The sequence below is a fragment of the Dyadobacter sp. OTU695 genome, from assembly GCF_038440355.1.
GTDB lineage: Bacteria > Bacteroidota > Bacteroidia > Cytophagales > Spirosomataceae > Dyadobacter.
In genome coordinates, this window is record NZ_JASATN010000005.1 from 273,488 (window position 1) to 285,896 (window position 12,409).

The 12,409-nt window shown below is 51.1% G+C and carries 8 protein-coding genes; all 8 read right to left on the reverse strand.

Annotated elements, in window-relative coordinates:
- Positions 1–4: 4 nt before the first annotated feature.
- The 8 genes from AAHB90_RS12710 to AAHB90_RS12745 all read right to left on the reverse strand — a co-directional run bounded on the left by AAHB90_RS12710 (position 5) and on the right by AAHB90_RS12745 (position 12,373).
- The gene (locus AAHB90_RS12710) at positions 5–1,375 is read right to left on the reverse strand and encodes a radical SAM/SPASM domain-containing protein (RefSeq protein ID WP_342085520.1); all 1,371 of its coding nucleotides are present in this window, start codon (positions 1,373–1,375) and stop codon (positions 5–7) included.
- A complete protein-coding gene (locus AAHB90_RS12715; RefSeq protein ID WP_342085521.1) occupies positions 1,359–3,599 on the reverse strand; it encodes a hypothetical protein in 2,241 nt (746 codons plus the stop codon). The genes AAHB90_RS12710 and AAHB90_RS12715 overlap by 17 nt, the downstream gene beginning before the upstream one ends.
- Before the next feature lie 38 nt (positions 3,600–3,637).
- Positions 3,638–5,125 (reverse strand): ferritin-like domain-containing protein, encoded by a 1,488-nt coding sequence (locus AAHB90_RS12720; protein WP_342085522.1) that lies wholly within the window; start codon positions 5,123–5,125, stop codon positions 3,638–3,640.
- A 288-nt stretch (positions 5,126–5,413) separates the two neighbouring features.
- The gene (locus AAHB90_RS12725; protein WP_342085523.1) at positions 5,414–6,658 is read right to left on the reverse strand and encodes an RNA polymerase sigma factor; all 1,245 of its coding nucleotides are present in this window, start codon (positions 6,656–6,658) and stop codon (positions 5,414–5,416) included.
- Positions 6,655–7,002 carry a YciI family protein gene (locus AAHB90_RS12730; protein WP_342085524.1) on the reverse strand — a complete coding sequence of 116 codons (348 nt, stop codon included), beginning with the start codon at positions 7,000–7,002 and terminating at the stop codon, positions 6,655–6,657. The genes AAHB90_RS12725 and AAHB90_RS12730 overlap by 4 nt, the downstream gene beginning before the upstream one ends.
- 9 nt (positions 7,003–7,011) lie before the next feature.
- Positions 7,012–7,605 carry an FMN-dependent NADH-azoreductase gene (locus AAHB90_RS12735; protein ID WP_342085525.1) on the reverse strand — a complete coding sequence of 198 codons (594 nt, stop codon included), beginning with the start codon at positions 7,603–7,605 and terminating at the stop codon, positions 7,012–7,014.
- A 95-nt stretch (positions 7,606–7,700) separates the two neighbouring features.
- Positions 7,701–9,776 (reverse strand): ATP-binding protein, encoded by a 2,076-nt coding sequence (locus AAHB90_RS12740; protein ID WP_342085526.1) that lies wholly within the window; start codon positions 9,774–9,776, stop codon positions 7,701–7,703.
- 305 nt (positions 9,777–10,081) lie between these two features.
- Positions 10,082–12,373: a TonB-dependent receptor gene (locus AAHB90_RS12745; protein ID WP_342085527.1), complete on the reverse strand. Its 2,292-nt coding sequence runs from the start codon at positions 12,371–12,373 to the stop codon at positions 10,082–10,084.
- Between the last annotated feature and the right edge of the window lie 36 nt (positions 12,374–12,409).

The window sequence follows — 12,409 nt, forward strand, 5'->3', positions numbered from 1 at the left end:
AAATTTAGGAATGCCAACCGGGTTTCAGACGTGCCAGCCTTTCATGGGCCTGTATCGTGTAATGCAGCCACGAGCGAATGTAGTCGCACGCGAGTCTTCCTTTGGCGATCACCTCGTGATGGCACCCGCCTCCGCAGAGGTAACGGGCCCAGCATTGCGTGCACGGGTTTTGATTGGCCACATGGCGCGACGACAGCCAGTTATCCTGCAAAGTCGCATCGACGCCGTTGGTCAGATCGCCCATTTTCCCCTCTTCCTCATTCACGAACCGATGGCAGGCAAATAGCTCCTCGTCGGCTGAAACGCCCATGTAGCCCGCGCCGGCCCCGCAGGGATACGGCCTGTGCGTGCCTTTGGAAATCTCCTTCAGGGCATTTACCATATTCAGAAAGGGGTATCGCTTGCCAGCCAGGACGTTCTTTTCAAAATTCAGCCCGCAGGCAATCATATTTTCCAACAAAACAGAAAGCTCTTCCTTTCCCATTTCATCCCGGCCGTTCATCGACCTCAGTAGAGGCGAAAATCCCACGCTGTGAAAGCCCATTTCAATGAATTCATCGAGCATAACGGGCAAATCGAGATTACGCGGGGTGACGGTAACACGGGCCGAAACCTGCATTTTTTCCTGCATAGCCAGCAGCGGCCCCAGGTTTTTCATAATTAAATCAAAACTTCCCTTCCCTCCTTTCATAGGGCGTTGCAGGTCGTGGCTTTTTCCGATACCATCGAGACTAATTGTCACAGCGAAGCCATATTCCTCAAAAAACCGGGCATCGGCCGCGGTAACCATCGTGCCGTTGGTGGTGATCGAAAAGCCGACATTGATTTTCTTTTTTCCAGCTTTCGAAACGGCATATGCCGTTGCCTCCGTAAGCGCTTTCCGGTTTGCGAGCGGTTCCCCGCCCAGAAACGTCAGCTGTACTTTTTCTCCCTCCGGGCATTCATCCATCAGTAAATCTATGGCCTTCAACGCTGTTTCCAGCGACATGCTTTTGGCCTGCCCTCCAAAACTTCCCTGATCGGCATAGCAATAGGTGCAGCCCATATTGCATTTTTGAGCGATAGCCAACGAGAGCGCATACAACCTGGGGCTTTCCAGCGGCGCGGCATCCACGTAGTCGGGGGCCGAAAGGCCGTATTTTACGAGCAAATTTTGCAATCCGGCTTCATCACCGTCTTCCATTGCCTTCGCTATGCGTTGTTCGACCTCCCCTGTCACCGCGTAAAGGCGGCTTCCGTTTGGAATGAACAGCTGCGTCTGCCCGCCCCCTCTGACCAGGTGGGCAGACGGCGAATGCGGACGAGATTGCCCGGCGATCGTTCCGGCCAGCCGTGAAACCATCACAGCCGGCTCCATTTCAGCTGTTAAGTGCATCTTTCCCTTCTACGATAAAGTTGAGCTCGCCCTGCCAGTTGATGAACAGATCGTCATAGGATAGCAGCCTGGTATTCACCCGGTCGTCGGGAATATATTTGCCGCTCCGTTTTTTGGCCATCCAGCTATCGCCGGTGCTCAGGCCCTTTTCGTCCGCAACCACATTGACGTAGTCGGGCCGGCTGGCTGCCCAGTAGTAGCAGGCGCATTCGCGGTAGTCGTTCTGCCAGGGAGCGCAAAGTCCCTGCGTGAGTTCGCCCGGTTTAATGATCTCGTCCGAAAGTGCGGCGCTGTCGCCTTCGAAAACTTTATTGACCGTCAGCATTACTTTGGTATATAGCGCAGGATCATCGAGTTTTTTCAGATCGACGACCACTTCCAGCTTGCTGGGTTCGGCCGTAAAATAGCATGCGACCTGCTGTCCCTGCTTTTGCAGGACATTCACCATCGAATTGGACCACTCCATAAACGACACGCCATTCGGATTTGCTTCCGTGCGCAGGGGTACGCTGTCGCCATCGGGAAACACCGGCCCGGACGTTGCTACCATCGTAGGTTTGCCATCGATAGCCACCAGGCGGTGATGGATCAAATGCTTAAAGGCATCCTCTGCATCTATCACGTAATTGTTGTTCTCGATCAGTACAATCCCCTGGAACGCCCTCCGCCACAGATTCCTGAAATCGAATTCAAGGCCGGGAAAACAGTTGGATATTGCTGTACGCGGCAAAACGCTCACCGGGTTCCCCTTTCCACGATAATGCAGCTGTGCGGTGAGGTTGGAAGGAGCCAGTGGCGCATCCTCCGAAACATGGGCCGGGTCCACCCCGGGCATCAGCGATCTGGCCGCGGCTTTGATCACCATATTGATCTGCCGGGAGGTGAATGTAAGCGACCGGCCATCTGCCCCGCGCATCAATGCAGGCATTTTCCGAAGGGCCTTGGCCGAAAGGTCGCCGATCTCCTCGGGCTTACGGAGCAGATCTCCGAACCAGGGCGAGGCTCCGGTACTAAGGCCTGTAAAAACGCGTTCGTGCAATACCTGCAAGGCCATATTGTCCACCAGGGACGTCGCCATGATCGGCTCATAGAGGCGCCCGAAGTCGTTCGTGTTCTGCCTGACCATCGTGCTGGCTACGTTCAGTTTGCCTTCGTAAGCATTTCCGTTCATAATGGCGGTATTCATCAGACGGATCGTTTCGAACGCCCGGCGAATGATTTCCTCGGCTTCGTCAATCGTAACTTCGCCTTCAATGTCGGTACCGAGCAGAATTTGTTCCAGTTCGTCGGATACGACGCGGATGGGCAGGGTGTCGGGCGCGTAAGCGGGCGGGCCTGCGCTGATATGCGCATTGGCCGACAATATCGTACCCACCGGCCCGGAGAGCTTCACCGTCACGAACCCGTCGCATTCATCATCGAGGTAGCCCCAGCTTACCTGATTACCATTTTTATCCGCGTACCCGGCAAATATCTGCGCCGGATTGGTATAAAGCGGGTTGGGCGTACTCGTTTCGGAATAGCCATGCCATTTCCCTTTCTTCACATCATATAAAATAGGGTCCTCGCGCCTGCTGGCAAATACCGGATCTATTTCCTCCTTCCCGTTATTGAATCTCGTAAGGCTGGAACCGTATACCTTCCCGGCGGCCGGCGTGAACCTGAACCGTATCTCGGGAAATTCGGGAGTCGGCCTGATGAACTGAACGTAGCCAAGCGGGAGTGTTTTACCGTCGATGAAATTACGGCATTCCCCAAGCAGCGGTTTCAGCTCGTGGGATCGGATGTCGTCCAGGTTGGCGTACATCTTGTCCCCTTCGTCATTGGTCCTTCTGAATATCTTGATATTACCCAACCGCACGTCCCAACTGATATCTTCCAGGTCGTGGCCAGCCTTTTTGAGCAGGTCGACCGTAAGCGGGACCAGCTTGTCGGGCGTCTCGTCGGTAATGGCGAACACTTCGAGAAACGGTGCGACGGGATGCGCCTTTCCGGCTTTGTCTTCCAGGTTTTCGGCGTCTTTGAACGCTATTCGTTCCGGACGATAGGCCGTAATTTCTCCCGTCGACGGATGCACTTCAAAACTTTGCTCCGGTACGATTTTCCGGAAATCAAGGGGCTTTTCTTTGGATAATTCGAGACCGTACGCGGCCATCGGCTTGTCCGACTCGCCCAGGCGCCCGATCGCGATGGGCGGAAGTATTCTTAATGCTAGAATTTTCATATCCGGCAATGGTTTTTGGCTTTGATGTATTGAAGGAATCAGGCCAGCTCGGCCTGCATAAGCTGGGCAATGGCATCCAGTAGCTTGCGGTCTATTTCCTGCAAAGCATTCAGGTACTGGCTGTGCGGTTGCGATTTCAGTGCTTTCAGGCTGACTATCAGTTTACCCGAGGCATCGAGCAGGTCGCGGTGCAGGCGCCAGCGGTTGTGCTCGCCGAAAGGAAGATCGAAGCTGTAAGGCGATGTGAATGGCGGACCGGCCATCAGCGTGCTTCCCTTTCCGAGCGGTGTTTGCACAAGAATGGTAGCCAGGCTCCTGAGATTATACATCTCGCCGAAAGTAGAGTTGATGATCAAGCCGCGCGGCGTGAATGAGCCGACGTTATTGTTCCCATTGTCCAGCAGAAAACTGTGATTGAGGAAGTTGAGCAGCAATCTGTAACGGGTATCGAAGAGGTCGGCCCACAAAATACCTTCTTCGCTGGTAATCTCGTTTTGTTCCATTTCATCTGCCGGCTCGTTGGATGCCGTACCAGCATCATCGGGATCGCCCGCATAGGGATTGGTAGCGACATTGTAGGAGGGATCAAAATCGCCGCCCGATTCTTCCAATATCGCCTTAAACTCCTCATATATAAACAGAAAATGCTCGAAATGCGATGGGGTATCCGAATCGAGCGTGTCGCCTTCACCCTGCTCTGAGATCTGTTCAAGGGCATTGTAGGCATCATCGCGGGACAGCAGCGGGGCAACCAGCACATCGGGGCTTTTGGTAAACTTGCCGCCACTGGCGCTTCCCCTGTCTCCACCGGTATAGCCGCGTCCCCATTCATCGAATTTGGCCTGGTAAGGATAAGTTCCCGGCTGAAATGCGTCGTCTGAGATCACATCCGGATCCTGGATCAGTTGCAGCAGCACCTTGAACAAGGCGCCCACCGTATGCGGGTCCGATGCCTGTGCGTGCACGGTTTTATTGATTTCTATGGCGGTAGGATTGTCGCTGCTGAGCCACTCCGCTGGCGCTTCGGCATATACGTACTTTGCCAGCGACCGGAGGGTAAACTTCTCCAGTGTAAAAGGAAACGGGTAAAACGGTACGTCCCAGGGATAGCTTTCACGCCCGAAATTGAGCGGCGCACCGATGATCTTCAACACATTCTGCACGGAAATAAAGTGACCCATTTCCTCCTTGGCAATCCCGAGGATGATATTTTTCCAGTTATGCACCCGTTCCTTATACTTTTCCTGAATACGAGGCCCGCCAATGCTGTATGCCGCATACAGGTATTGCAGCATTAACCCGTGTTCTATTTCGGCGTCCACGTGCAGCAGCATGGTAATGTAGTCCTTGCCGGTAAACTGCATGGGAACCACAAACGGCATTTCCGCCGGAGCGCCGGCCGCCGGGCCGCCGTCCGTCACTGCGTTGACGAGCCCTTTCAAGCGGACCTCTTTGTGCTTCTGATTCGCCCTGGCCCATTCCAGAACAGGATCAATGAAAGATTTTCTTAACTGTTTTTCGTCCATGATGATAATTTTTGTGAAACAGGTAGGCAATACATTTCCAAGCCAATGCAAATGCATGGGTTAACTGAAAAAGCAATCCGGAAGGAATTTAGTGGGGTGCTTAAAAAAAGCTACTTCGAAGTAATTCTATATGAAAAGCAAATAGCTTCATAACCTACCCTTGAAGGAATATTATTTTTTTAAGAAGGGAGGAAAGCATTATTAAACGGTAATGCATCCGATCTTGGGCGGACGACCATCTGTCCCGGCTGGCTTGCTTAAACCGCCCGGGGCGCCGGTTGATATTTGTTAAATGCCAGTTAGCCGCTCTATTTTTCTTTCCAGAACCAGCCTTGCCGGGCTGGCCCCGGTGAGTTGTAAGGCACGGCGATAATGATCAATCGCTTTGCCCGCATCGACATATTCATAGAGATACCCTAATAGCTTGTGATACTGATCATTATCGACCAGTTTCAGCTTTTCGGTTTCCAGTATCGCTTTCTCATGACCGTATACTTTCGCCAAAGCGAAAGCCCTGTTCAAGGCCGCTATGGGCGAGTATTCAATGAGAATGAGCTGATTATATAGTTTCAATATATGCTGCCATCGATCAGGGGCGGCCGGGTGCGCGTGCCAGTAGGCAATCGCCGCTTCGAGGTGATACCTGGATACCTGCTTATCCTGGCAGGCATTTACAAGGTAGTAATTACCCTTTTCGATAAGCTCCTGGTTCCAAAGATTTTGGTCCTGCTCCTCAAAAAGGATCATTTCGCCTGTGCCTGCGGTGCGTGCGTCGAGGCGCGAAGCCTGATAGCACATCAGGGCCAACAGGGCTTTGGTTTGCGCGGTATCCGTCAAGGGGTTGTCTGTCAGGATCACGGCGAGTTTCATCGCTTCGGCACAAAGCTCATTCCGGATCAGCTGGTCATTGGTTTTGGAAAAATACCCTTCATTGAACAGCAGATAAATTGTTTTCAACACGGTATCCAGCCGTGCCTGCATGCTGGCCGCACTTAATGTCCTGATCTGAAAACCACTGTCGCGAAGCCGGGTTTTGGCGCGGTACAAGCGCTTTCTGATCGTTTCCAGGCCTGTCAGAAATGCATTGGCAATCTCTTCGACGCTGAAACCGCAAAGAATCTGGAGTGCAAGGCAAATCTGGCCCTCGGCCGAATTATCGGGATCGCACACAGCAAAGATCATCGCCAGTTGACTGTCCTCCATGTAGCCGCTCCCGAATCCAAAATCCGGCTCGTTCTCCCCTTCCTCGGGTTTGATATTGCCGGCGACCCGGGTTTCAAAAAGCGAAACGTGTTTGAGATGGTCCCTGGCCTTGTTTTTGGCAACGGTATAGAGCCAGGCGGCCGGGTTCTCCGGCACGCCGTTGACGGCCCAATGTTCGGATGCCTTGAGAAACGCGTCGCTTATCATGTCTTCCGCGATTTCCATATGCTCTAACCCGAACCGACGGCACAGTACGGCCGTCATCTTCGGGTATTCCTGCCTGAAAAGCTCAGCCAGCAGGCTGTTATTCCTGAATTGTTGTCCGTTCAATGCAGTTTATGCTTTATAACTTCCCTGACCTCCACATTTCCGCCAAGCTTGAAAATCGTGTTTTCCTTAGCCATTTCCACAGCTTCATCGATGGTTTCGGCCCTTACAATGATATAACCGACAATGAACTCCTTGATCTCCGTATATGGCCCGTCAGTTACGTCGTTGCCGGACCGGACGGTTTTCGCGCTTCCGGTAAATGGCGAGAGCGAGTTACCCTGGTCGACCAGCTTGTTTTGCGCGGCAATGCCGGCAAGCCAGTTCAGGCGTTCCTGTATTTGCTCGGGCGTCGGCTTAAAGTCTTCGATATCCTTTATCCTGAAAATCAGCATGAACTCTTTCATATTCTGTCATTAAAGGCTTTGTATAATTTCTTCGTAATTAACATTAACTCCCGGCATGGCCGTCCCTTCAACCCTGTATGTCGAAATATCGGTAATGCCTGCATAAGTACTGAAAACCGCCTTTATATGGGATTCGATAAACTCGTAACCTTCCGGCCAGAATGCCAGTTTCCCGCCTGATGCGATGGCCAAATATACTTTCTTCCCCGTAAGGCACCCCGATCTGGAACCGTCTTCGTTGAATTTATAGGTGAGCCCCACGCGCACCAGCTGATCGAGCCAGCCTTTCAACAGGGCGGACATGCCCAGGTTGTACATCGGTGTGCTGATGACGATGATATCTGCCTCGTTCATCTCATTGAAAACGGCGTTGGAATAGGCCAGCAGCTGACTGCCCTTCTCGTCGTTTGTCCCGGCATGTTTGTAGAATTCCCCGATCAGTGTTTTGTCCAGAAACGGCGGCGGCGATTTTGTCAGGTCCCGTTCCACCACGACGCCGACCTCATTCCGGGTGACCAGCTTGTTAACAATGGCCGTGCTGAGGCCCCGGCTGTACGACTGGCCTCCCCGCGCGCTTGAAGTAATATGCAATGCCCTTTTCATATGGTTGATTATGATTTTGGGCAGATGACGACCGGCATTCGTCAATGGGGACAGCCAGGCCGAAAAAATTTCGGTTGGCGGTGAAGATTTTTCAATCAGTCAGGCAATTCCACAAAAAACGTCGTTCCGGCGCCGCTCGCGGACTCAAACCAGATCTTGCCTCCGTGCGCTTCAACAATTTGTTTGCAAATGGAAAGTCCGATCCCGTAGGATTGTTCCCCGGCGGTCCCTGTTCTCCTTGCATCGTTGGTAGGATGAAAAATCTGCCCTTTGAGATCTTCGGGAATACCAATTCCATGGTCCTGGACGCTCAGCAGGGTCTGGTTCGAGCGTTTTTTCAGATTCACGTTGATCGCACTTTCCTGTGGGGAAAATTTCACGGCATTGCTCAGCAAATTGCAAAAAACACGCCAGATCTTTTCCCGGTCGACGGCCACCATCGCTTTCTCGTAATCGTAGTAAATCGTCTGCCTCTTTTCCTTGCCCTTGTAACTTAGCATATCAATGCACGACTGCACGATTTCGGCCAGGTCCTCCTCGTTCTTGCTGATCTTTTTCCGATCGGTATCCGACTGTAATATCTGGCCGATCAGTCCGAATGCGAGCTGTCCCGATTGCTGAATAGCCTCGATGATCATGGCCTGCTCTTCGGACGGGGGCTGGTCCCAGAAGAGGACATCGGAGCCGGAGATCATCGCGGCGATCGGGTTCCGCAAATCATGCGCCACGATTCGCAACATCTTTTCCTTCTCGATTTCGGATTGCTCCAAGGCATTGACGGTATCCTGAAGAGCAATATTGCGCTGCGTGATCTCCCCATTCAATTTTGTTACGGCACGCAGGTTCAGCGCTTTTTTCCGGGCGTTTCGCCAGATCAGGTAAACAATCACGACCATAGCCAGAGAAATCAGTATCGAAAATCGGAGGATCAGGTCTTGCTGTGCGTCCTTCCCTGCGGCCAATTCTATTTCATGCTCCCGCTGCACCTGTTGCAAAAGCCGCCCGACATTACTATTGGTCGCGATATTCCTTTGCAGTTTCGCCATGCGCTCCGTTTCAAGTTCGGCCAGCAGCAATTTCCCGGCCTCCTGATATTTCCCCTGTCCGTAGAGAATAGAAGCCTGCATTCGCTGAAAGGAATTGTATTTGGCCGCCGCGGTGTTTGCCGTACCGGGCAATCGCCTCAGGGTGTCCAGCTCGGCCTGGGCCTGGTCGTACCGGTGGGTATCGATATAAATCTGCGTCAATATCTGACGGGATTCCCGCTCCACATCCACAGACCAATCGATATTAGGATCGTGTTCAAGGCATTTCTTGATCAGTTTTTCGGCGGTCAAGTTGTCTCCTTTCAAGGCATAAGCTTCCGCCTGATTTCTTAAAATAACAATCCGTGCAAAACGGATAAAATTTTGCTCGCGTGGAAACCGGAGCGCATTCTGCCGGATGAACCGGCTCGCCTGATTAAAATAATCAAGTGCCTTTTCCGGTTCGTTCAAATGCAGGTAGGCAATGCCAATATTCCGAAAACTTCCCTGTTTCTCAATAAATTCCAGTTGAAAGTTCTCCGGGTCACGACATTCCGCCAGTTCTTTCAATTCCTGCTTCCAATATTCAATAGCCTGGTAATAGTTTTCTTCCTTAAAAGAAATAGTAGCGATCCGGCTGCTGTATCGTGCGCATTCACAAATTTCACCAATCGATGTCAAAAAAGATTTGCCCTTATAATAGTTGCGATAAGCCAGATAATATTCTTTTTGTTTAAGTAAATCATCTCCTTTTAAAAGCAATGCCTTCGAATAATCAATTGGGTTTTCCAGGCGGACATGTGCGGGCTCGAATAGCCCGAGCAGGCTATCGGTATACATAAGCGCATTGTGTTCCAGGGTGGAATCGCGATGGCTTAGCACCTTCATGAACTTGTAGTAGAGGATGCTGTCATGGACGTTTTTTTCGTCCTGCACAGCCATGAACGAGTCGAGCCTGGCGATGGCCCTGGGGATACCCATTTCGCGCGAATGCCGGTCGAGGCTATCGATCCATACTTTCAATTGCACATGACGCTCGCTTTTTTCCGATTTCCGGCATCCCGTCAAGCCCCCTGTGAGCACCAGGTAAATCAGAATAATCCTACATGAAAAAGAGGGGAAAAGCTGGTGGGATGGGTTGTTCATCGCTTTAAGATCGATTTATCTTGACAATGATACCGGGGAATACAAAAGCATCATGCGTTTTGTACAATTCATCCAAATGATCCAATGCCTCATGGATATATCACAACCGAAAGTCAGCAAAAATCTACACAATTCGTAGGGAAAAATTGTAGAAAGAATTCATTAGCCAAAGCGGCCGTAGCGAGCCGAAAGGTTACATAAACGGTGTGCGGGCCGAAAACCACAATTAAAAGCCGGCAGTGATTCCCGCTGCCAGGGAAACTGCCGGCTTTTAATTATAACCAGGACTATAGATTTAAACAGATTTAGAATTTGAAAGAAAAACTAGCCACAAAGTTTCTGGTAAATTGTGGGTTTCCCACCGAGTCCCAATATTCCACGTCAGTTATATTATTAAGTTTCAGGCCTAGCTTCCATTTTTCCTTTTGATAGAAAGCGGTAGCATTCATCGTATGATAAGCCGGGATGGTGTAAGTATTGCTGGAATTCAAATACGACTCACTTACATAATTTCCTCCGAAACCCAATCCAACTCCCCTGAGCGTCGGAAAAGGCAAGCGATAGCTCATCCAGTAATTGGCGATATGCTGCGGGGCCTGTGTTTGGAACTTGCCTTCATATGCGTCCGCCTTAATGAATTTGTTTTCATTGAAGCCATACCCGGCTACGATATTCAGGCCGGGCACCGGGTTCGCTGTCAGCTCGACTTCTACGCCTTTGCTTACCTGCTGTCCGTCCTGAAAACTATATTGGGCGTCATCGGTACGCAACGCATTGTCAATACCAATGTAATAATAGCTCACGCTGCCGCCCAGTTTATTCCCCGGGAGTTCAGCCTTTACTCCTCCTTCCAATTGATTGGCAAATACCGGCTTGGGTTTGAACAGACTCCCGTTCGGCTGCTCAACCGGCCCCTGATTCCGGAAACCATTCATAAAATTCCCGAACAACGACACCTGGTCTTTTACGACCTGATAAACCACGCCCAGCTTTGGAGAAAGCGACGGTTGAACAAAACCGCCCTCGTAAGTCTGCTCGAAACGGTCATAACGCAGGCTCAGCATGGTCGATAAACGATCGGTCCAGTTGATGACGTCGGAAACATATACCCCGAAAGCATTTCCGCCGTACGCATCATGCGAAGCGGTCGTTGAAGGATTTGCCAGAATGCTGTTCACCCTGCTCAGGCTCACTTTCTTAAAAGGCGTGTTGACATTGATTTTATCGAGGGCCAATGCACGGTAAGTCAGCGTTTCGTCATTGTATTCGTAGCTCGCCCCGATCAACAGGTTATGATGAAACCGTCCTGTGTTGAAACTCCCGTTGAAATTCTGTTGAATGTTGGCGTAAGTTCTTTCCCTTGGCCCGAAAAGCCTGATGCTGGTCATAGCAGTATCCGCGCTGATCCACTGCACGTAAGGCTGGTAGCTGTTATTCAAAAATTCATTCACGTAGGATACGCCTGTGGTGGAAGTCCAGGTTTTGCTGATCTGATATTTGGCCTGTCCAAAATACTTTGTCGCTTCCGCATCGCTGAGCAAATCGTTTTCGAAAAACGACTTTTTAAAACCCAGCCGGATATCTTTGGCGGATTTGAATGGTACCACATCGGCGAAAAGAAGCGTGTAGGCCAGCCTGGTGGCATTGCTTTTAAAATATTCAAAATCAAAAAGGAACGAAAGCCGTTCGCTCGCCTGGTAAAAAAGGCTCGGAGTAATGACATACCTTCTGTTTTTACCGTATTCGTTGGAGCTGTTTTGCTGATGATTCACGGCGTTGAACCGCAACAGCACCGTCCTATCCTTGTTTAGCGGCGTATTAATGTCGACCGTCGCTCTGCTCAGGTTAAAACTGCCCATACTGTAAGATACCTCGCCGCCAAACCCGGCATATGGTTTCTTGGTGACCAAATTCATAGCTCCGCCGAAAGTGGATACCTGCGAACCGAAAAGCGTGCCGGACGGACCTTTGATCAACTCCACCCGTTCCAGATTCGCGATTTCGGTACCCGTCCTGTAAACCGAGGTCGCCATTCCGTTCCTGGCATAATCGAAGTTTGTGAACCCCCGGAACACGACGGCAAAACTGCCCGTCACGTATTCCGTTGGGGCAACTCCTGCCGCGGCCCGGAACACATCCTTAATGTCGGTCATCTGTTGCTCCTTTATCAGGTCCTTGCCTACCACGTTGTAAACCTGCGGGTTTTCCAGGTTTTTCAAGGGCATCCGCGCCACATATTCGGTTTCCTTGTTCGTCAACCGGCTATCATCCCGTACCACGACCTCCTGCAACTGCCGGTTGTCTTCAACAAGCGTAAAATCAACTGAACTGGTCTCCCCGGCCGCTACCGTTACCGTGCTCTTCTGTGCGATCAGCCCTGTAAAACTCGCTATGACCGTGTAAGTTCCGGGAGCAACTTTGTGGATCGTGTACTGACCAGCCTCGTTCACAACGGCGGCCCTGGCCGTTTTTTCCAGAACAATATTTACAAATTCGGCAGGCTTACCGTCCGAAGTGGTCACCGTGCCCCGGATCGTCCCCGTTTGGGCAAGCGCCCGGATGGAAACAAGGACTAATAGCAATAGAAATCTTAACATTTGTTTATATTTTAATTGGACTCATTATAAATAATA